The organism is Pseudomonas sp. 8_5_2 (genome assembly GCF_059295255.1).
This window is the reverse complement of the sequence record NZ_CM181238.1, coordinates 1,899,404-1,918,465: the sequence shown is the minus strand read 5'-3', so window position 1 is coordinate 1,918,465 and position 19,062 is coordinate 1,899,404. Positions and strand designations below refer to the sequence as shown.

At 63.3% G+C, this 19,062-nt stretch carries 19 protein-coding genes; 11 read left to right on the top strand and 8 right to left on the bottom strand.

Annotation, left to right across the window (positions count from 1 at the left end):
* Window positions 1-60 precede the first annotated feature (60 nt).
* From nuoG to nuoN, 8 genes are read left to right on the top strand one after another with little or no spacing between them, the layout of a single operon-like run.
* Window positions 61-2,775, top strand: coding sequence for an NADH-quinone oxidoreductase subunit NuoG (gene nuoG / locus AC5O5R_RS08740; protein WP_172221302.1), 2,715 nt, complete (start codon window positions 61-63; stop codon window positions 2,773-2,775).
* Window positions 2,772-3,779, top strand: a complete 1,008-nt coding sequence (nuoH, locus tag AC5O5R_RS08735; protein WP_172221305.1) for an NADH-quinone oxidoreductase subunit NuoH — start codon at window positions 2,772-2,774, stop codon at window positions 3,777-3,779. Before nuoG ends, nuoH begins: the two co-directional genes overlap by 4 nt.
* An 11-nt stretch (window positions 3,780-3,790) precedes the next feature.
* A complete protein-coding gene (gene nuoI / locus AC5O5R_RS08730) occupies window positions 3,791-4,339 on the top strand; it encodes an NADH-quinone oxidoreductase subunit NuoI (protein WP_172221308.1) in 549 nt (182 codons plus the stop codon).
* A gap of 10 nt (window positions 4,340-4,349) precedes the next feature.
* Complete coding sequence (gene nuoJ / locus AC5O5R_RS08725; RefSeq protein WP_172221311.1) at window positions 4,350-4,850, top strand: NADH-quinone oxidoreductase subunit J; 501 nt, start codon at window positions 4,350-4,352, stop codon at window positions 4,848-4,850.
* A 3-nt stretch (window positions 4,851-4,853) separates the two neighbouring features.
* Window positions 4,854-5,162: an NADH-quinone oxidoreductase subunit NuoK gene (gene nuoK / locus AC5O5R_RS08720; protein WP_494515180.1), complete on the top strand. Its 309-nt coding sequence runs from the start codon at window positions 4,854-4,856 to the stop codon at window positions 5,160-5,162.
* Entirely contained in the window at window positions 5,159-7,012 is a 1,854-nt protein-coding gene (gene nuoL / locus AC5O5R_RS08715) for an NADH-quinone oxidoreductase subunit L (protein ID WP_172221314.1), read from the top strand. Before nuoK ends, nuoL begins: the two co-directional genes overlap by 4 nt.
* Before the next feature lie 43 nt (window positions 7,013-7,055).
* Window positions 7,056-8,588: an NADH-quinone oxidoreductase subunit M gene (gene nuoM, locus AC5O5R_RS08710; RefSeq protein ID WP_172221317.1), complete on the top strand. Its 1,533-nt coding sequence runs from the start codon at window positions 7,056-7,058 to the stop codon at window positions 8,586-8,588.
* A 7-nt stretch (window positions 8,589-8,595) separates the two neighbouring features.
* Entirely contained in the window at window positions 8,596-10,065 is a 1,470-nt protein-coding gene (gene nuoN / locus AC5O5R_RS08705; RefSeq protein WP_172221320.1) for an NADH-quinone oxidoreductase subunit NuoN, read from the top strand.
* Between the two features lie 101 nt (window positions 10,066-10,166).
* Here the strand turns inward: nuoN and AC5O5R_RS08700 are convergent, their stop codons facing one another.
* Window positions 10,167-10,430, bottom strand: coding sequence for an Ogr/Delta-like zinc finger protein (locus AC5O5R_RS08700; RefSeq protein ID WP_172221323.1), 264 nt, complete (start codon window positions 10,428-10,430; stop codon window positions 10,167-10,169).
* Between the two features lie 199 nt (window positions 10,431-10,629).
* On the opposite strand from AC5O5R_RS08700, the gene AC5O5R_RS08695 reads away from it, so the two are divergent.
* On the top strand, window positions 10,630-11,022 hold the full coding sequence (locus AC5O5R_RS08695; RefSeq protein WP_494515179.1) for a helix-turn-helix domain-containing protein: 393 nt from the start codon (window positions 10,630-10,632) through the stop codon (window positions 11,020-11,022).
* On the opposite strand, the gene AC5O5R_RS08690 is transcribed toward AC5O5R_RS08695, so the two are convergent.
* The 3 genes from AC5O5R_RS08690 to AC5O5R_RS08680 are packed head-to-tail and all read right to left on the bottom strand — an operon-like array spanning window position 11,019 to window position 11,980.
* A complete protein-coding gene (locus AC5O5R_RS08690; protein WP_172221329.1) occupies window positions 11,019-11,381 on the bottom strand; it encodes a hypothetical protein in 363 nt (120 codons plus the stop codon). The two genes, AC5O5R_RS08695 and AC5O5R_RS08690, sit on opposite strands and share 4 nt — an antisense overlap.
* Window positions 11,374-11,721: a head completion/stabilization protein gene (locus AC5O5R_RS08685; RefSeq protein ID WP_172221333.1), complete on the bottom strand. Its 348-nt coding sequence runs from the start codon at window positions 11,719-11,721 to the stop codon at window positions 11,374-11,376. Before AC5O5R_RS08685 ends, AC5O5R_RS08690 begins: the two co-directional genes overlap by 8 nt.
* A 10-nt stretch (window positions 11,722-11,731) precedes the next feature.
* Entirely contained in the window at window positions 11,732-11,980 is a 249-nt protein-coding gene (locus AC5O5R_RS08680; RefSeq protein WP_172221336.1) for a helix-turn-helix domain-containing protein, read from the bottom strand.
* A 218-nt stretch (window positions 11,981-12,198) separates the two neighbouring features.
* Between AC5O5R_RS08680 and AC5O5R_RS08675 the strand changes: the two genes are divergently transcribed.
* The gene (locus AC5O5R_RS08675; protein WP_494515178.1) at window positions 12,199-14,271 is read left to right on the top strand and encodes a TonB-dependent receptor family protein; all 2,073 of its coding nucleotides are present in this window, start codon (window positions 12,199-12,201) and stop codon (window positions 14,269-14,271) included.
* 164 nt (window positions 14,272-14,435) lie between these two features.
* Here the strand turns inward: AC5O5R_RS08675 and chrR are convergent, their stop codons facing one another.
* A complete protein-coding gene (gene chrR, locus AC5O5R_RS08670; RefSeq protein WP_172221342.1) occupies window positions 14,436-14,996 on the bottom strand; it encodes a class I chromate reductase ChrR in 561 nt (186 codons plus the stop codon).
* A gap of 157 nt (window positions 14,997-15,153) precedes the next feature.
* Here chrR and AC5O5R_RS08665 point away from each other — a divergent pair, with 157 nt between their 5' ends.
* A complete protein-coding gene (locus tag AC5O5R_RS08665) occupies window positions 15,154-15,372 on the top strand; it encodes a hypothetical protein (protein ID WP_172221345.1) in 219 nt (72 codons plus the stop codon).
* Here the strand turns inward: AC5O5R_RS08665 and AC5O5R_RS08660 are convergent.
* The 3 genes from AC5O5R_RS08660 to rnhA form a co-directional block, all read right to left on the bottom strand.
* Window positions 15,356-17,605, bottom strand: a complete 2,250-nt coding sequence (locus tag AC5O5R_RS08660) for an Orn/Lys/Arg family decarboxylase (protein ID WP_172221366.1) — start codon at window positions 17,603-17,605, stop codon at window positions 15,356-15,358. The two genes, AC5O5R_RS08665 and AC5O5R_RS08660, sit on opposite strands and share 17 nt — an antisense overlap.
* Window positions 17,606-17,794: 189 nt before the next feature.
* Entirely contained in the window at window positions 17,795-18,550 is a 756-nt protein-coding gene (gene dnaQ / locus AC5O5R_RS08655; protein ID WP_172221348.1) for a DNA polymerase III subunit epsilon, read from the bottom strand.
* Between the two features lie 55 nt (window positions 18,551-18,605).
* On the bottom strand, window positions 18,606-19,052 hold the full coding sequence (rnhA, locus tag AC5O5R_RS08650) for a ribonuclease HI (protein ID WP_172221351.1): 447 nt from the start codon (window positions 19,050-19,052) through the stop codon (window positions 18,606-18,608).
* Between the last annotated feature and the right edge of the window lie 10 nt (window positions 19,053-19,062).

Here is a 19,062-nt window from a genome sequence, read left to right as displayed (position 1 = left end):
AGGCGCACAGATTTCCATTAGCCACGCCCGCTCACGCGGGCCAACGAAGAACTTTGAACAATGGCCACTATCCACGTAGACGGCAAAGCGCTCGAAGTCAACGGTGCAGACAACCTGTTACAGGCGTGTCTGTCGCTAGGCCTCGATATCCCTTATTTCTGCTGGCACCCGGCGCTTGGTAGCGTCGGCGCTTGCCGGCAGTGTGCGGTCAAGCAGTACACCGACGAAAACGACACCCGTGGTCGTATCGTCATGTCCTGCATGACCCCTGCCTCCGACGGCACCTGGATCTCCATCGAAGACGATGAGTCCAAGGCGTTTCGCGCCAGCGTCGTCGAATGGCTGATGACCAACCACCCGCACGACTGCCCGGTATGCGAGGAAGGCGGTCACTGCCACCTGCAGGACATGACGGTAATGACCGGCCACAACGAGCGCCGTTACCGTTTCACCAAGCGTACCCACCAGAACCAGGACCTCGGCCCGTTCATCGCCCATGAGATGAACCGCTGTATCGCCTGCTACCGCTGCGTGCGCTACTACAAGGACTACGCCGGTGGTACCGACCTGGGCGTCTACGGCGCCCACGACAACGTGTACTTCGGCCGCGTCGAAGACGGCGTGCTGGAAAGCGAGTTCTCCGGCAACCTGACCGAGGTCTGCCCGACCGGCGTGTTCACCGACAAGACCCACTCCGAGCGCTACAACCGCAAGTGGGACATGCAGTTCGCCCCAAGCATCTGCCACGGCTGCTCCAGCGGCTGCAACATCAGCCCGGGCGAGCGCTACGGCGAACTGCGCCGGATCGAGAACCGCTTCAACGGCTCGGTCAACCAGTACTTCCTGTGCGACCGTGGCCGCTTCGGTTACGGCTACGTCAACCGCACCGATCGCCCACGCCAGCCACGCCTGGCAGACGGCACCAAGCTGAGCCTGGACGCCGCTCTGGACAAGGCCGCCGACTTGCTGCGTGGCCGTACCATCGTCGGTATCGGCTCGCCACGCGCCAGCCTCGAAAGCAACTACGGCCTGCGTGAGCTGGTCGGCGCCGAGTATTTCTACTCGGGCATGGAAGCCGGCGAACTGGCCCGCGTGCGCCTGGCCCTGAACGTGCTGAACAACAGCCCGCTGCCGGTGCCGACCCTGCGCGACATCGAAGACCACGACGCTGTGTTCGTGCTTGGTGAAGACCTGACCCAGACCGCTGCCCGCGTCGCCCTGGCCGTGCGCCAAGCCACCAAAGGCAAGGCCGAGGCTATGGCCGAAGCAATGAAAGTGCAGCCATGGCTCGACGCCGCGGTGAAGAACATCGGCCAGCACGCGCTGTACCCGCTGTTCATCGCCTCGCTGGCTGAAACCAAGCTGGACGACGTCGCCGAAGAATGTGTGCACGCCGCCCCTGCCGACCTGGCGCGCATCGGTTTCGCGGTGGCCCACGCCATCGACCCGAGCGCACCAGCAGTAGCCGGCCTTGACGACGAAGCCAAGGCCCTGGCCCAGCGCATCGCCGACGCCCTGGTCGCAGCCAAGCGCCCACTGGTGGTTGCCGGTACCTCGCTGGCCGACCCGGCACTGATCGAAGCCGCCGCCAACATCGCCAAGGCCCTGAATCTGCGCGAGAAGAACGGCTCGCTGAGCCTGGTGGTACCTGAAGCCAACAGTATCGGCCTGGCCATGCTCGGTGGCGAGTCCGTCGATGCCGCGCTGGACGCAGTCATCAGCGGCAAGGCCGATGCCATCGTCGTGCTGGAAAACGACCTGTACGCCCGCCTGCCGGCGGCCAAGGTCGATGCAGCCCTGGCTGCGGCCAAGGTGGTGATCGTCGCCGACCACTCGAAAACCCCGACGGTCGACCGTGCCCACCTGGTGCTGCCAGCCGCCTCGTTCGCCGAAGGCGACGGTACCCTGGTCAGCCAGGAAGGCCGTGCCCAGCGCTTCTTCCAGGTGTTCGACCCGCAGTACCTGGACAGCAGCATCCTGGTCCACGAAGGCTGGCGCTGGATGCACGCCCTGCGTGCCACCCTGCTGAACAAGCCGGTCGACTGGACCCAGCTCGACCACGTCACCAGCGCCTGTGCCGAAGCCGCCCCGCAATTGGCCGGCATCGTCAACGCCGCGCCAAGCGCCGCGTTCCGCATCAAGGGCATGAAACTGGCGCGTGAGCCGCTGCGCTACTCCGGCCGTACCGCCATGCGTGCCAACATCAGTGTGCATGAGCCACGCACCCCGCAAGACAAGGACACCGCGTTCGCCTTCTCCATGGAAGGCTACTCGGGTTCGGCCGAACCGCGCCAGCAAGTGCCGTTCGCCTGGTCGCCGGGCTGGAACTCGCCGCAAGCCTGGAACAAGTTCCAGGACGAGGTCGGTGGTCACCTGCGTGCCGGTGACCCGGGCGTACGCCTGATCGAGTCGCAAGGCGACCGCCTGAACTGGTTCAACGCCATTCCGGGCGCATTCAACCCGGCCCGTGGTACCTGGACTGCCGTGCCGTTCTTCCACCTGTTCGGCAGCGAAGAAAGCTCCTCGCGCGCCGCTCCGGTGCAACAGCGCATCCCGGCTGCCTACGTGGCCCTGGCCAAGTCCGAAGCCGATCGCCTGGGCGTCAACGAAGGTGCGCTGCTGAGCCTGACCGTGGCCGGTGTGGCCCTGCGCCTGCCGCTGCGCATCAATGAAGAGCTGGGCGCAGGCCTGGTCGCGTTGCCGAAAGGCCTGGCCGGTATCCCGCCTGCCATCTTCGGTGCATCCATCGAAGGCCTGCAGGAGGCAGCACAATGAGCTGGTTCACCCCCGAAGTGATCGATGTGATCATTCAGGTCGTCAAGGCCATTGTGGTGCTGCTGGCCGTAGTGGTCTGCGGCGCGCTGCTGAGCTTTGTCGAACGTCGCCTGCTGGGCTGGTGGCAGGACCGCTACGGTCCGAACCGTGTCGGCCCGTTCGGCATGTTCCAGATCGCTGCCGACATGCTGAAGATGTTCTTCAAGGAGGACTGGAACCCGCCCTTCGTCGACCGCATGATCTTCACCCTGGCCCCGGTCGTGGCCATGAGCGCGCTGCTGATCGGCTTCTCGATCATCCCGATCACACCGGGCTGGGGCGTCGCCGACCTGAACATCGGCCTGCTGTTCTTCTTCGCCATGGCCGGGCTTTCTGTTTATGCAGTGCTCTTTGCCGGCTGGTCGTCGAACAACAAGTACGCCCTGCTGGGCAGCTTGCGTGCTTCGGCACAGACCGTGTCGTACGAGGTGTTCCTGGGCCTGGCGCTGATGGGCGTGGTGGTGCAGGTGGGTTCGTTCAACATGCGCGACATCGTTGAATACCAGGCCCAGAACCTGTGGTTCATCATTCCGCAGTTCTTCGGCTTCTGCACCTTCTTCATCGCTGGCGTCGCCGTGACCCACCGTCACCCGTTCGACCAGCCTGAAGCGGAACAGGAACTGGCTGACGGCTACCACATCGAGTATGCCGGCATGAAATGGGGCATGTTCTTCGTCGGTGAGTACATCGGCATCATCCTCATCTCGGCGCTGCTGGTAACCCTGTTCTTCGGCGGCTGGCACGGCCCGTTCGGCATCCTGCCGCAACTGCCGTTCCTGTGGTTTGCCCTGAAGACCGCGTTCTTCATCATGCTGTTCATCCTGCTGCGCGCCTCGATCCCGCGCCCACGCTATGACCAGGTGATGGACTTCAGCTGGAAGTTCTGCCTGCCGCTGACCCTGATCAATTTGCTGGTGACCGCTGCGATCGTGCTCTACAACACGCCAGCCGTCGCGGCCCAGTGAGGATTTGACCCATGTTCAAGTATATCGGCGACATCGTTAAGGGCACCGGCACCCAGCTGCGCAGCCTGGCAATGGTGTTCTCCCACGGGTTCCGCAAGCGCGACACCCTGCAGTACCCCGAAGAACCCGTGTACCTGCCGCCGCGCTACCGCGGCCGCATCGTCCTCACTCGCGACCCCGACGGCGAGGAACGCTGCGTGGCGTGCAACCTCTGCGCGGTGGCCTGCCCGGTTGGCTGCATCTCGCTGCAGAAGGCCGAGACCGACGACGGACGCTGGTACCCGGAGTTCTTCCGCATCAACTTCTCGCGCTGCATTTTCTGCGGCCTGTGCGAGGAGGCGTGCCCGACCACCGCGATCCAGCTGACTCCGGATTTCGAAATGGCCGAGTTCAAGCGTCAGGACCTGGTGTACGAGAAAGAAGATCTGCTGATCTCCGGCCCCGGCAAGAACCCTGACTACAACTTCTACCGTGTTGCGGGTATGGCGATCGCTGGCAAGCCGAAAGGCTCTGCGCAGAACGAAGCCGAGCCGATCAACGTGAAGAGCTTGCTCCCATAAGGACAGAAAGATGGAATTCGCTTTCTACTTCGCATCCGGGATCGCCGTGGTCTCCACCCTTCGGGTGGTTACCGGCACCAACCCTGTGCACGCCCTGCTCTACCTGATCATTTCGCTGATTTCCGTGGCGATGATCTTCTTCTCCCTCGGTGCGCCGTTCGCGGGCGCCCTGGAAGTGATCGCCTACGCCGGCGCCATCATGGTGCTGTTCGTGTTCGTGGTGATGATGCTCAACCTGGGGCCGGCCTCGGTCGCCCAGGAACGCGGCTGGCTCAAGCCCGGCATCTGGGCAGGGCCGGTCATTCTCGGCGCCCTGCTGCTGCTGGAGCTGCTGTACGTGCTGTTCGTCACCCCGAGTGGCGCTGGCATCAGCGGGACCACCGTGGGCCCGAAAGAAGTGGGCATCAGCCTGTTCGGCCCGTACCTGCTGGTGGTCGAACTGGCGTCGATGCTGCTGCTGGCCGCGGCTGTCACCGCCTTCCACCTGGGCCGAAACGAGGCGAAGGAGTAAATCATGGGTGCTATCCCTCTCGAGCATGGTCTGGCGGTCGCCGGCATCCTGTTCTGCTTAGGTCTGGTTGGCCTGATGGTCCGCCGCAACATCCTCTTCGTGCTCATGAGCCTGGAAGTCATGATGAACGCTTCTGCCCTGGCGTTCGTCGTCGCCGGTGCCCGTTGGGTGCAGCCCGACGGCCAGGTGATGTTCATTCTGGTGATCAGCCTGGCGGGCGCCGAGGCCAGTATCGGCCTGGCCATCCTGCTGCAGCTGTATCGCCGCTTCCACACTCTCGACATCGATGCTGCCAGTGAGATGCGCGGATGAACCTTATCTTCCTGACTTTCGTCTTCCCCCTGATCGGCTTCCTGCTGCTGTCGTTCTCGCGCGGGCGGTTCTCGGAGAACCTGTCCGCCCTGATCGGCGTCGGCTCGGTGGGCCTGTCGGCCGCCGTGGCCGCCTACGTCATCTGGCAGTTCAACGTCGCCCCGCCTGAAGGCGGCGCGTACAGCCAGCTGCTGTGGCAGTGGATGTCGGTGGATGGCTTTGCGCCAAACTTCACCCTGTACGTGGATGGCCTGTCGGTCACCATGCTCGGCGTGGTCACCGGCGTCGGCTTCCTGATCCACCTGTTCGCGTCCTGGTACATGCGTGGCGAAGCCGGCTACTCGCGCTTCTTCTCGTACACCAACCTGTTCATCGCCAGCATGCTGTTCCTGATCCTGGGCGATAACCTGCTGTTCATCTACTTTGGCTGGGAAGGCGTGGGCCTGTGCTCGTACCTGTTGATCGGCTTCTATTACAGCAACCGCAACAACGGTAACGCGGCACTCAAGGCGTTCATCGTCACCCGAATCGGCGACGTGTTCATGGCCATCGGCCTGTTCATCCTGTTCGCCCAGCTGGGTACCCTGAACGTGCAGGAACTGCTGGTGCTGGCACCGCAGAAGTTCCAGGCGGGCGACACCTGGATGGTGCTGGCAACCCTGATGCTGCTGGGTGGTGCGGTCGGTAAATCGGCCCAGCTGCCACTGCAGACCTGGCTTGCCGACGCAATGGCTGGCCCGACGCCGGTTTCGGCACTGATCCACGCTGCAACCATGGTGACCGCGGGCGTGTACCTGATCGCCCGTACCAACGGCCTGTTCCTGCTGGCGCCGGACATCCTGCACCTGGTTGGCGTGGTGGGTGGCGTGACGCTGGTACTGGCCGGCTTCGCCGCGCTGGTGCAAACCGACATCAAGCGTATCCTGGCCTACTCGACCATGAGCCAGATCGGCTACATGTTCCTGGCCCTGGGCGTTGGTGCCTGGGACGCGGCAATCTTCCACCTGATGACCCACGCCTTCTTCAAGGCCCTGCTGTTCCTTGCTTCCGGTGCGGTGATCGTTGCCTGCCACCACGAGCAGAACATCTTCAAGATGGGCGGCCTGTGGAAGAAACTGCCGCTGGCCTACGCCAGCTTCGTGGTCGGTGGTGCTGCCCTGGCGGCCCTGCCGATCGTGACCGTGGGCTTCTACTCCAAGGACGAGATCCTCTGGGAAGCCTTCGCCAGCGGCAATACCGGCCTGCTGTACGCCGGCCTGGTGGGCGCGTTCATGACCTCGCTGTACACCTTCCGCCTGATCTTCATCGCCTTCCACGGCGAAGCCAAGACCGAAGCCCACGCCGGCCACGGCATCAGCCACTGGCTGCCGCTGGGCGTGCTGATCGTGCTGTCGACCTTCGTCGGCGCCTGGATCACCCCGCCGCTGGCAGGTGTGCTGCCACAAAGCGCCGGCCACGCCGGTGGCGAAGCCAAGCACGCGCTGGAGATCACCTCGGGTGCCATCGCCATCGCCGGCATCCTGCTCTCGGCCCTGCTGTTCCTGGGCAAGCGCAGCTTCGTCAGCGCGGTGGCCAACAGCAGCATCGGCCGGGTCCTGTCGGCCTGGTGGTTCGCTGCCTGGGGCTTCGACTGGATCTACGACAAGCTGTTCGTCAAACCTTACCTGCTGATCTGCCACATCCTGCGCAAGGACCCGGTGGACCGCAGCATCGGCCTGATCCCTCGCATGGCTCGCGGCGGCAACGTTGCAATGAGCAAGACCGAGACCGGCCAGCTGCGCTGGTACACCGCCTCGATCGCCGTCGGCGCCGTACTGGTGCTGGGCGCTGTGGTAGTGGCTGCGGTATGACTATGAAGAACCTTGCGACTTTGCCAAAGGAAACCAACCCGTCATGATTTTGCCTTGGCTGATCCTGATTCCTTTCATCGGCGGCCTTCTGTGCTGGCTGGGTGAGCGCTTCGGCGCCACCCTGCCGCGCTGGATCGCACTGCTGACCATGTCTCTGCTGCTGGGTATCGGCCTGTGGCTGTGGGCCCACGGCGACTACACCCTGGCCCCGGCACCGGGCGCCGAACCGCACTGGGCACTCGAATACAAAGTCGAGTGGATCAAGCGCTTCGGCATCAGCATCCACCTGGCCCTCGACGGCCTGTCGCTGCTGATGATCCTGCTCACCGGCCTGCTCGGTGTGCTGTCGGTACTGTGCTCCTGGAAAGAAATCCAGCGCCACGTCGGCTTCTTCCACCTCAACCTGATGTGGATCCTGGGCGGCGTGGTCGGTGTGTTCCTGGCGCTGGACCTGTTCCTGTTCTTCTTCTTCTGGGAAATGATGCTGGTGCCGATGTACTTCCTCATCGCGCTCTGGGGTCACAGCTCGGCAGACGGCAAGAAGACCCGGATCTACGCGGCGACCAAGTTCTTCATCTTCACCCAGGCCAGCGGCCTGATCATGCTGGTGGCGATCCTTGGCCTGGTGCTGGTGAACTACAACACCACCGGGGTGCTCACCTTCAACTACAGCGACTTGCTCAAGGCCGAACTGCCGGCTGGCGTCGAGTACGTGCTGATGCTGGGCTTCTTCATCGCCTTTGCGGTGAAACTGCCGGTGGTGCCATTCCACTCCTGGCTGCCTGACGCTCACGCCCAGGCACCGACTGCAGGCTCCGTGGACCTGGCGGGCATCTTGCTGAAGACCGCAGCCTACGGCCTGCTGCGCTTCGCCCTGCCGCTGTTCCCGAATGCCTCGGCAGAGTTTGCGCCCATCGCCATGACCCTGGGCCTGATCGGTATCTTCTACGGTGCTTTCCTGGCCTTCGCGCAAACCGACATCAAGCGCCTGATCGCCTTCTCCAGCGTCTCGCACATGGGCTTCGTGCTGATCGGCATCTACTCCGGCAGCCAGCAGGCCCTGCAAGGCGCGGTGATCCAGATGCTGGCCCACGGCCTGTCGGCAGCCGCGCTGTTCATCCTGTCCGGCCAGTTGTACGAGCGCCTGCACACCCGTGACATGCGTCAGATGGGTGGCCTGTGGCACCGCATCGCGTACCTGCCGGCTATCAGCCTGTTCTTCGCCGCCGCATCGCTGGGCCTGCCAGGCACCGGCAACTTCGTTGGCGAGTTCCTGATCCTGATCGGCAGCTTCGCCCACGTGCCCTGGATCACCGTGATCGCCACCACCGGCCTGGTCTTCGGCTCGGTGTACTCGCTGATCATGATCCACCGCGCCTACTTCGGCCCAGCCAAGAGCGACACCGTGCTGGCCGGCATGGACGGCCGCGAGATGATCATGGTGCTGGGCCTGGCGGGGCTGCTGATTCTGCTGGGCGTGTATCCGCAGCCGTTCCTCGACACCTCTGCCGCCACCATGAGTGGTGTGCAGCAGTGGCTCGGTTCCGCTTTCACTCAACTCGCTTCGGCCCGGTAAGAGCGCTATGGAATTCACCACTCAACACTTCATCGCATTGGCGCCGATGCTGATCACCACCATCACCACCGTGGTGGTGATGCTGGCGATCGCCTGGAAGCGCAACCACTCGCAGACCTTCCTGCTGTCCACCGTGGGCCTCAACCTGGCCCTGCTGTCGATCTTGCCGGCGCTGAAAGTCGCGCCGCTGGCGGTCACCCCGCTGATCACCATCGACAAGTTCGCCTGCCTGTACATGGCGATCATCCTGGTGGCGACGCTGGCCTGCGTCACCCTTGCCCACGCCTACCTCGGCGAAGGCTCCAAAGGCTTCCCGGGCAACCGTGAAGAACTGTACCTGCTGCTGCTGATGTCGGCCCTCGGTGGCCTGGTGCTGGTCAGCGCCAACCACCTGGCCGGCCTGTTCATCGGCCTGGAGCTGCTGTCGGTACCGGTCTACGGCCTGGTGGCGTATGCCTTCTTCAACAAGCGATCACTGGAAGCCGGCATCAAGTACATGGTGCTGTCGGCTGCGGGCTCGGCCTTCCTGCTGTTCGGCATGGCGCTGCTGTACGCCGACGCCGGCAGCCTGAGCTTCGACCAGATCGGCAAGGCCCTGGCTACCACCAGCATGCCAAGCCTGGTGGCCCAGCTGGGCCTGGGCATGATGCTGGTCGGCCTGGCCTTCAAGCTGTCGCTGGTACCCTTCCACCTGTGGACCCCGGACGTGTACGAAGGCGCCCCGGCGCCGGTCGCCGCGTTCCTGGCCACCGCCAGCAAGGTCGCGGTATTTGCCGTGGTCGTGCGCCTGTTCATGCTCTCCCCTGCTGCCAGCAGCGGCGCGCTGAGCACCGTGCTGGCGGTGATCGCCGTGGCCTCGATCCTGATCGGCAACCTGCTGGCGCTGACCCAGAGCAACCTCAAGCGCCTGCTGGGTTACTCGTCCATCGCCCACTTCGGCTACCTGGTCATTGCCCTGGTCGCCAGCAAGGGCCTGGCACTGGAAGCCATGGGCGTATACCTGGTCACCTACGTGATCACCAGCCTGGGCGCCTTCGGTGTCATCACCCTGATGTCCTCGCCTTATGGCGGCCGTGACGCCGATGCACTGTACGAGTACCGCGGCCTGTTCTGGCGCCGCCCGTACCTGACCGCGGTGCTGACCGTGATGATGCTGTCGCTGGCGGGTATCCCGCTGACCGCCGGCTTCATCGGCAAGTTCTACATCATCGCCACCGGCGTCGAGTCGCACCTGTGGTGGCTGGTCGGTGCCCTGGTGATCGGTAGCGCCATTGGCGTGTACTACTACCTGCGTGTCATGGTCACCTTGTACCTGGTCGAGCCGAACCTGCGTCGCCACGACGCCCCGCTGAAATGGGAACAGCGCACCGGCGGCGTCATGCTGCTGGCCATCGCCATTCTCGCCTTCGTGCTGGGTGTCTACCCGCAACCGCTGCTGGAAATGGTCCAGCAGGCAGGCCTGCAACTGATCGGCTGACCTGTCCGGCAAAAAAACAAAGACACCCCGCACCTGCGGGGTGTTTTTTTATCTGCGCGGTTTTTATCTGCACGTGCGTCTATCTACATCCAATAGCCGCCTCACTCCTCCGCGTAGCCGGGGGCTGCCGCAGGCAGCGCGGCCTTGCGCAGATCACCATAGGCCGAAGGCAGGTAAACTTCGGGGTTGGGCATGCCACTTGGCGAAAGTTCATGGGTCATTTCGAACTCGGCGCGTACCGACCAGCCACATGCCTCGGTGGTGCATTGCAGATAGGCGATTCGCAGGAAAATGTGGCGGCCTTCACTTGTGCGTATGCGCATGCGGCTGTGGCAATGCGGGCAAACCAGTTTGTAAGTACTCACGGCAAGTACCTGCAGGCACTGTTCAGGCCACTATTCTGTGAGAATGATCGTTCAACTGTGTCAGTATTACCTGCAAAGGCTGACCTATTCTTCGGTTGGGTGTTGCTCATTGCAAAGTGCTCCTTGATACGCAGGGATGTATTCGTAACGAGTAGTTTAAGCCCATGAAATATCATTAAACCAGTCATGGATATCTGTTATGAGTACTCACGTACTTGCAGCTGTGCTCACCCGCCTCAAGCTGCTGACCGGCGCGCAGTCCGATGCCGAACTTTCCCGCAAGCTGTCGATCAGCCCGCAGACGCTGAGCAGTTGGAAAGTCCGCGACAGCGTGCCGTACTCCCTGTGCGTAGATATCGCCAGGCAGCATGCGTGTTCCCTTGACTGGTTGCTGCTAGGTGAAATGGCCCCCGGCCCAGGGCTCCAAGGTGATGGTGACTGGGAACGCGAGATGCTCGAACGGCTGAGGGCATTGTCGCCAGGTGATCGCCAGGCCACCCTGCTGTTCATCAAGGACAGGCAGCGCATCCAGCAGCTGGAAGAACGGATAAGCGAGCTGACCCTCCACTTGCCCACTATCGGCGGTGGCTAACCTCGACGCCGCCAGCGCTGAATGATTTCCCGCAGGTCCAGCGTGTCGAGCCAGACCATGACCTTGAGACTGATGGGAATCACCACCACGGCGGCAACGAATGCCGACATGCCCCGGGTCAGCAAGGGCGCCAATGATGACACCAGCGGTTCGAACAGGTAGCCCACCCCCACGGTCACGAACACCAGCAGCAGTTTCTTGCCAAGCGTCAGGCGCCTGGCCTTGTTGGTGATCAACCGGTCGCGCGCCGCGCCCACCAGCAGTGCCCCCAGCAGGGCGGCAAACAGTACACTGCCGTCCACCCTCAGCAGTTCCAACAATGCGGGCGACAAGGTGCCGGACAGCGATGCCTCAGCCATGCGCCGCCCTCCGCTGCGGTACACGAAGGTCGGCAGTCGAACCCAGGCTGTGCATGACCGCTGCCTCCACAAACCGGATGTAGCACACGCCCAAGGCTCGCCCAGGGTCATGCCCGGCCACATCCGCCAGGCGCTTGTAGCCCCGCGCACGCAGCACCGCTCGCCAGTGGGCGAATTCACGTGCCGCACCGATGACAGCGCATCGTGCCGCCACTTCCAGCGCGGCATCACCGACTTGGCGCTGCAGCCTGAGGCGCTCACGCAATGTGCCCAGGTCCACTTTTGGCCAGAACGGGTCATGGCAATCGGCAAAGCGCGGTAGCCGAGGATCGCTGCTCATGATTATCCCCTCACTGTCCGGCCAGCATGCCGTAACGAATGGCCTTGATCACCGCCGCCACGCGGGTGGGCACATCGAACTTGCGCAGGATGTTGGACACATGGAAGTTCACTGTCGACTCCCGGCACTCGAGGATCTGCCCGATCTCCCAGGAGCTTTTGCCGTACGCACACCACAACAGGACTTGCTGTTCACGTGGCGTCAGGCGAACCGGAGCGTCCGCCAAGGGTTGCTGCGAGTGTCGGGTCTTGTCAGTCATGTTTGAGCTCCACGGGTGATTGCGAGGCATCGCTGCCGATCTGCAGTCACCTTACGAAGCGCACGCCGCACGCCACCACTACGGCGGACTGTAAAGAAACTTCGTACAAAACTGTTTGATGAAGGTTGCGCGAAATTTGCTGACTTTCTTCGTGCTCCAAGCGGCATTTCGCTCGTCTCAACGCCGTTGTTCATTCGCCTATCGCCTGGAGTCGTACAATGCGTTGCGTTTTGCCCTTCTCGTCCTGCCTTGGCCTGCTGGCTGCTTTTGGCAGCGCTCAGCCCGCCTTGGCGGCATCTTCGGTCGAACTGGGCCAGGTGCTGATCACCGATGAGGAACAGAACGACCTGACGGCAGCCAGCGAACGCCTGCGCGAAGTGCCGGGTGCCAGCAATCTGGTGGATATGCAGCGCGTAGGGCAAGGCCGGGTGGCCAGCAACCAGGACGTGCTGGCCTACCAGCCTGGCGTGTTCGCGCAATCGGCGGGCAACGACGGCATCAAGCTGTCGATCCGCGGCTCGGGTATCAACCGTGCGCCGGGCGCGCACGGTTCCGGGGTGTACACCATGTTCGACGGGCTGCCGCTGACCGGCCCGGGCGGTACGCCCTACGAGCTGTTCGAGCCGCTGTGGCTAAGCCGTGCCGAAGTGCTGCGCGGCGCCAATGGCTTCGACCAGGGCGCGCTGGCACTGGGTGGCGCCATCAACTACGTCACCCATACCGGGTACGACGCAGCACCGCTGCAGGTGCGCTACGAGGTCGGCAGCCGCGGCTACCAGCACCGGCATATCAGTTCCGGGCAGGTACTGGGCAACCTCGATTACTACGTGGCCCTGACCGATTCCGAGTATGACGGTTACCAGGCGCACAGCAGCGGCAGCGCCAAAGGCATTGCCGCCAATGTCGGCTACCGCTTCAACCCCAATCTGGAAACCCGTTTCTACCTTCGCTACCGGGAAACCCGGAACGAACTGGCCGGGCGCCTGACCAAGGACCAGATCAAGCACCATCCGCGCGCGGCCAACCCTGCCTATCTGGCCCGCGACGACAGCCGCCCTCAACCGGGCAGCACCTGGGTCGGCAACAAGACCACCTTCTACCTCGAAGATGACGCGCGTCTGGAAGCCGGCCTGGTTTACCATGACTACCCGATGGACCTTCGCGAAGGCCCGATGCGCCTGAAAGTGGCCTACACCGATGTCAGCGGTACGCTCAACTATTTCCGCCGCGACACCCTGTTCGGCCACGAAAGCAAGACTACCGTGGGCTGGCGTACCACCAAGCACCTGCCCAACAGCGGCGCTTCGCAGTTCGCGCGCAATGGCGACGTGTTCGGTGCACGTACCCGCGATTTCACTTACCAGGGTTCCGACACCGTGGTGCATGCCGGCAACGACCTGGAGCTGGTGCCCAACCTGTGGCTGACCACCGGCCTGGCAATGATCTACACCCGCCGCGAGAGTGACGTAACCTACCCTGCCGAAGGTGGCAAGGTGAGCATGCATGACTGGGACTATGCACCACGCCTGGGGCTGCGCTACGACATCCACCCAGACCTGCAGGTCTACGGCAACCTCAGCCGTTCGGTAGAGCCACCCCACCCGTGGTCGCTGATCTGGAGCTCGCCAAGCGTCGGCGGCAAGCAGATCCAGCCCATCGAGATGCAGAACCAGACTGCCACCACCCTGGAACTGGGCGCCCGTGGCGACTCCGCGCTCGGCAGCTGGGACCTGGCCTGGTACTACTCGCAGGTGCGCCATGAACTGCTGGCCGTGGAAGTGGTGCCGAATTTCACGTCGGAATTCAACGCCAGCGCCACCGTGCATCAGGGCGTCGAGGCAGGCCTGGACAGCACCCTGTGGGAACGTGCCGGCACTGGCAGGCTCAGCCTGCGCCAGGCCTACACCTTCAGCGACTTCCATTACCGTGATGACGACAAGTTTGGCGACAACCGCCTGCCCGGCATCCCGATGCACTACTACCAGGCCGAACTGCGCTACGACTGGCCAAGCGGCTTCTATGCCGGGATCAACACGCAGATGGCGTCGAAAGTGCAGGTGGACTATGCCAACAGCTACCACGCCGACGAATATGCCTTGCTTGGCGCGCGCCTGGGCTGGGATTCGCCGAAGCAGGACTGGCAGACCTGGCTGGACCTGCGCAACCTGACCAACAAGCGGTATGCGGCGACAGTGACGCCTGCCTACAACGACGCCGGTAACGACAACGCCCGCTCGACGCCGGGTGAAGGGTTTGGCGTGTATGCCGGGGTTTCCTACAGCTTCCGCTAACCACCCAGGGCCAGTCAGCGCGGGTCATTGTAGGAGCGGCCTTGTGTCGCGAAAGGGCCGCAGAGCGGCCCCGGGACTTTAGCGTTGATGCACCTATTGCCGGGGCCGCGTTGCGGCCCTTTCGCGACACAAGGCCGCTCCTAGAGGGGTTGTGTGCTAGCCAATCAAACCGCCCGGTTCAACTTCACCCACGAAGCGAACTTGTCGACAAACGCCTGCAAGAACGGCCGGGTCTTGTCGTTGAGCTTGCCCGAGTCTTCGAACAGGCTGGCCGCCCCGCCGATATAGGCTTCGGGCATTTGCATGCACGGCATGTCGAGAAACACCAGCGACTGGCGCACCGCATGGTTGGCGCCAAAACCACCAATCGCCCCCGGCGACACACTCACCACCGCAGTAGGCTTGCCACTCCAGGCGCTTTGCCCGTAGGGCCGTGAGCCCACATCGATGGCATTCTTGAGGCAACCCGGCACCGAGCGGTTGTACTCCGGGGTGACGAACAGCACCGCATCGCTACGGCGGATCTCGTCGCGAAAGCGCTTCCATGTTTCCGGGGGCGCGTCGGCCTCGACATCTTCGTTGTACAGGGGCAAATCGCCAATTTCGACTATTTTCAGGGCAAGGCTGGACGGCGCCAGCTCCGAAAGTGCGCGGGCGACCTTGCGGTTGTACGAATCCTTGCGCAAGCTGCCGACTACAACCGCTACCGAATACACCTGGCTCATGGGCAATTCCAACCTTTGCTGGGTAAAGGGACGTTGTAGTTATAGATGACCGTTCCTCGGCGCTTTGGTTTTTTTTCCTTCAAGGGAAAACTTCCAGCGCTGTTCAACGGTCTATGTCCACAGACATTTCCTACGTAATTCAGAGGTTTCCACCCAAATGGCAGCAGTAATGGTCGGCCAGTTCCACGCCCGTGACGCCGAAGGCCGTATCTACCCCGTGCACGAGTTCCAGGAGTCGACCCTGCAACACGACGGCAGCACGCTGGGCGCCCCTATCACCACCTACCGCCTGGCCATCGGCGACAAGGTCAACCACCTGGGTGACAACCGCTTTGAATTGGCGCGCAGCGGCGTCGAGATCACGCGCATTCCTTGATGCAATCCACTGTGTAGCAGCCACTGTCGTTCTGCAGGCCATGCACGTCCGCGACAAAACCGGGGAAGCCCTGGTTGAATGCCCGGGCGAAAGCCAGGTAGTCGACTATCGAGCGGGTCGCCTCGGTGAACCGCTCCCCCGGCATGATCAACGGAATACCAGGCGGGTACGGCACCAGCATCACCGCCGCCACACGCCCCAGCAGCGCCTCGATCGGCACCGCCTCGACTTCGCCACGCACCATCAGGTCATAGGCCCGCGCCGGGCTTACTGCTACTTCCGGCAAGCGCGTGAACAGCCGCTTCAGCTGCTTGGCCGTGGCATTGGCGCGGTAACAGCCATGCAGCTGGTCGCACAGGTCGCGCAGCCCCATGCCCTGGTAGCGTGAGGCATCGGCAGCCACCACGCTGGGCAGGCAACTCCCCAAAGCAGCATTGCCGTCATAGTGGCGTTTGAATTCCAGCAGTTCGGTGAGCAGCGTGCTCCATTTGCCTTTGGTGATGCCCATGGAGAACAGCACCAGGAAGCTGTACAGGCCGGTTTTCTCCACCACCAGGCCCCGCTCCCACAGAAACTTGCTGACCACCGCTGCCGGGATTCCCTGCTCGCCCAGCGCCCCGCCTGCGCTCAAGCCCGGCATCACCAGGGTCACCTTGAGGGGATCAAGCAGCACATAGTCGTCCGCCACCTCGCCAAAACCATGCCACTCGGCCCCTGGGTGCAGCAACCAGTCCTGCGCGGCCAGGCGGTGGATACCTTCGGCGCTCGGCGGCTGCCAGATGCTGAACCACCAGTCATCGGCGGCAATGTGCTCACGCAGGTTGGCAAGGGCACGGCGGAAACTCAGCGCCTCATCGAACATCTCCTGCAACAGCGAGCGCCCGGCCGGCCCTTCCATCATGGTAGAGGCCACGTCCAGCGAGGCGAGGATGCTGTACTGCGGCGAAGTCGAAATGTGCATCATGAACGCTTCGTTGAAACGGTCACGGTCCAGTTGGCGCCTGGCCCCCTCTTGAACGTGGATCATCGAGGCCTGGCTGAACGCGGCCAGCAGCTTGTGAGTGGAATGGGTGCTGAACACCAGCGGGCTGTCCGCGGCGCAGGCAGTGCCCATGGCATAGCGCCCGGTGAAAAACTCGTGGAACGCCGCGTAGGCAAACCAGGCCTCGTCGAAATGCAGCACCTCGACACTGGCGCCCAGGGCTTGCTTGATCAACCCGGCGTGATAGCACAGGCCGTCGTAGGTGGAGTTGGTCACCACCGCCAGCTTGATGCGCTGCCCGCGATCACGGGCCAGGGGGTTGGCCTGGATTTTCGCCTGGATCGCCTCGGGGCCGAATTCGCTGAGCGGGATCGGGCCGATGATGCCCAGCTCGTTGCGCTCGGGGCACAGGTACAGCGGAATGGCGCCGGTCATGATGATCGCGTGCACCACCGACTTGTGGCAGTTGCGGTCCACCAGTACCAGGTCGTCGCGGCCGACCATCGCGTGCCAGACGATCTTGTTGGCGGTGGAGGTGCCATTGATGACGAAGAAGGTGTGGTCGGCACCGAAGTTGCGCGCCGCCCTGGCCTCGGCTTCGGCCAGCGGCCCGGTGTGGTCGAGCAGCGAGCCTAGCTCCGGCACCGAAACCGACAGGTCCGAGCGCAAGGTGTTTTCCCCGAAGAACTGATGAAAGGCCTGGCCCACCGGGCTTTTTCGATAGGCGACGCCGCCGCCATGGCCGGGCGTATGCCAGGAATAGTTGGACTGCGCGGTGTGCTGCACCAGTGCCTTGAAGAAGGGTGGCAGCAGGCCATCGAGGTAGATATGTGCGGCGCGTGCCACCTGGCGGGCAAGGAACGGCACGGTGTCTTCGAACAGGTAGAGGATGCCGCGCAGCTGGTTGAGCTCGCTCATGGCTTCGGCGGGGGCGTTTTCCAGGGTCACCTGCTCACCCAGCGCGAAAATCGGCAGGTTGGGCGCGCGCAGGCGAGCCAGGCGGATCAGCTCGGCCATGTTCTGCAGCAGGTGGGTGTTCTCGCCGGCACCTTCTGCAGCGATCAGCATGCAGGCCAGGCCGTGGTGGGTGGCAGCGACCAGACGCGCTTCGGCAAGGTCGGCGGCCTTGATGACCGCGAAGCCGTCCTGGCTCAATTCCTCGGCGATGCCCCGCACGCGCTCGCCGGCAACGCTGTCGGCCTTGATGGCGCGGTGGACGATGAGGATGGGGAACTTGAGGTCCTTGTACATCAGGTGGCTACCTCCGAAGGACATGTAGTCCTGATGAGGGTAGTTGTAGGAGCGGCCTTGCGTCGCGAAAGGGCCGCGCAGCGGCCCCAAAAATTTCACAGGCGACGCAAAAATTGCCGGGGCTGCTGCACAGCCCTTTCGCGACGCAAGGCCGCTCCTACAGGGATCGCATCGCCTGCGGCAAAATTGTTAACCCGCAGGCATCTCGGTAAGGGCCTGCCACATGGATGGCCCGCCCGCCGACTTGGCTATGGCCGCCAGCCGCTCGGCATGAGCCTCCAGCTCTTCGGCACTGGCCATGATCACCCGTCCCGGCGCACGCCCGGTAATCCGGCGAATCTCGCTGCCGCCCTGGCCGTCGTCGCCCTCGGCGTCAGCCCCATGCCCGGCCAGCGAAAGGCTGGTCTGGCCACCGGTCATTGCCAGGTAGACGTCAGCCAGCAGTTCCGAGTCGAGCAGTGCGCCGTGCAGCTCACGGCCCGAGTTGTCGATGTCGTAGCGCTTGCACAGCGCATCGAGGCTGTTGCGTTGCCCGGGGTGGCGCGAGCGCGCCAGCAGCAAGGTGTCGAGGATGGTGCAATGCTGGGCGATGTCGGCACGGCCCTGCTGGCCAAGCAGGGCAAATTCGTTGTTGATGAAGCCAACGTCGAACGCCGCGTTGTGGATGACCAGCGTGGCGCCTTCGATGAATTCGAAGAACTCCTCGGCCACATCGCCAAAGCGCGGCTTGCCGACCAGGAAGGTATCGGTAATGCCGTGGACGTTGATGGCGCCCTCGTCGCTCTCGCGGTCCGGCTGCAGGTAGACGTGGAAGTGCCGCCCGGTCAGCCGCCGGCCGATCACCTCGACACAACCGATCTCGATGATCCGGTGGCCTTCGCTGACCGGCATGCCCGTGGTTTCGGTATCGAGGATGACGAACCGTTTATCTTGCTGCTGCTCCACGCGGGGCGCTCCAACTTGCATCAGTTTCAAAGGCGGCGAGTATACCCCAAGCGCCTCAGCGCTGGGCGCGCACCTCATCGACACCACGGTTGGCCAGCTGGTCGGCACGCTCGTTGCCGGGGTGGCCGATGTGGCCGCGCACCCACTTCCAGGTCACCTTGTGGCGATTGACCTGCTCATCAAGCTGCTGCCACAGGTCGGCGTTCTTCACCGGCTCTTTGGCTGCGGTCTTCCAGCCGCGCTTCTTCCAGTTGACCATCCATTCGTTGATGCCCTTCATCACGTACTGCGAGTCGGTGGTCAGCACCACCTCGCATTCGCGCTTCAACGCCATCAGCCCCTGGATCGCAGCCATCAGCTCCATGCGGTTGTTGGTGGTATCGCGCTCGCCGCCCCACAGTTCCTTCTCGACGCCCTTGTAGATCATCAGGACCCCCCAGCCACCCGGGCCAGGGTTGCCCTTGCAGGCGCCGTCGGTAAACATTTCGATGCTATCGCTCATGTACCACTCA

Bases quoted from the DNA above. Each gene is read 5' to 3' on its own strand.
- nuoG (WP_172221302.1), top strand. From the start codon at position 61: ATGGCCACTATCCACGTAGACGGCAAAGCGCTCGAAGTCAACGGTGCA.
- nuoH (WP_172221305.1), top strand. From the start codon at position 2,772: ATGAGCTGGTTCACCCCCGAAGTGATCGATGTGATCATTCAGGTCGTC.
- nuoI (WP_172221308.1), top strand. From the start codon at position 3,791: ATGTTCAAGTATATCGGCGACATCGTTAAGGGCACCGGCACCCAGCTG.
- nuoJ (WP_172221311.1), top strand. From the start codon at position 4,350: ATGGAATTCGCTTTCTACTTCGCATCCGGGATCGCCGTGGTCTCCACC.
- nuoK (WP_494515180.1), top strand. From the start codon at position 4,854: ATGGGTGCTATCCCTCTCGAGCATGGTCTGGCGGTCGCCGGCATCCTG.
- nuoL (WP_172221314.1), top strand. From the start codon at position 5,159: ATGAACCTTATCTTCCTGACTTTCGTCTTCCCCCTGATCGGCTTCCTG.
- nuoM (WP_172221317.1), top strand. From the start codon at position 7,056: ATGATTTTGCCTTGGCTGATCCTGATTCCTTTCATCGGCGGCCTTCTG.
- nuoN (WP_172221320.1), top strand. From the start codon at position 8,596: ATGGAATTCACCACTCAACACTTCATCGCATTGGCGCCGATGCTGATC.
- AC5O5R_RS08695 (WP_494515179.1), top strand. From the start codon at position 10,630: ATGAGTACTCACGTACTTGCAGCTGTGCTCACCCGCCTCAAGCTGCTG.
- AC5O5R_RS08690 (WP_172221329.1), bottom strand. From the start codon at position 11,381: ATGGCTGAGGCATCGCTGTCCGGCACCTTGTCGCCCGCATTGTTGGAA.
- AC5O5R_RS08685 (WP_172221333.1), bottom strand. From the start codon at position 11,721: ATGAGCAGCGATCCTCGGCTACCGCGCTTTGCCGATTGCCATGACCCG.
- AC5O5R_RS08680 (WP_172221336.1), bottom strand. From the start codon at position 11,980: ATGACTGACAAGACCCGACACTCGCAGCAACCCTTGGCGGACGCTCCG.
- AC5O5R_RS08675 (WP_494515178.1), top strand. From the start codon at position 12,199: ATGCGTTGCGTTTTGCCCTTCTCGTCCTGCCTTGGCCTGCTGGCTGCT.
- chrR (WP_172221342.1), bottom strand. From the start codon at position 14,996: ATGAGCCAGGTGTATTCGGTAGCGGTTGTAGTCGGCAGCTTGCGCAAG.
- AC5O5R_RS08665 (WP_172221345.1), top strand. From the start codon at position 15,154: ATGGCAGCAGTAATGGTCGGCCAGTTCCACGCCCGTGACGCCGAAGGC.
- AC5O5R_RS08660 (WP_172221366.1), bottom strand. From the start codon at position 17,605: ATGTACAAGGACCTCAAGTTCCCCATCCTCATCGTCCACCGCGCCATC.
- rnhA (WP_172221351.1), bottom strand. From the start codon at position 19,052: ATGAGCGATAGCATCGAAATGTTTACCGACGGCGCCTGCAAGGGCAAC.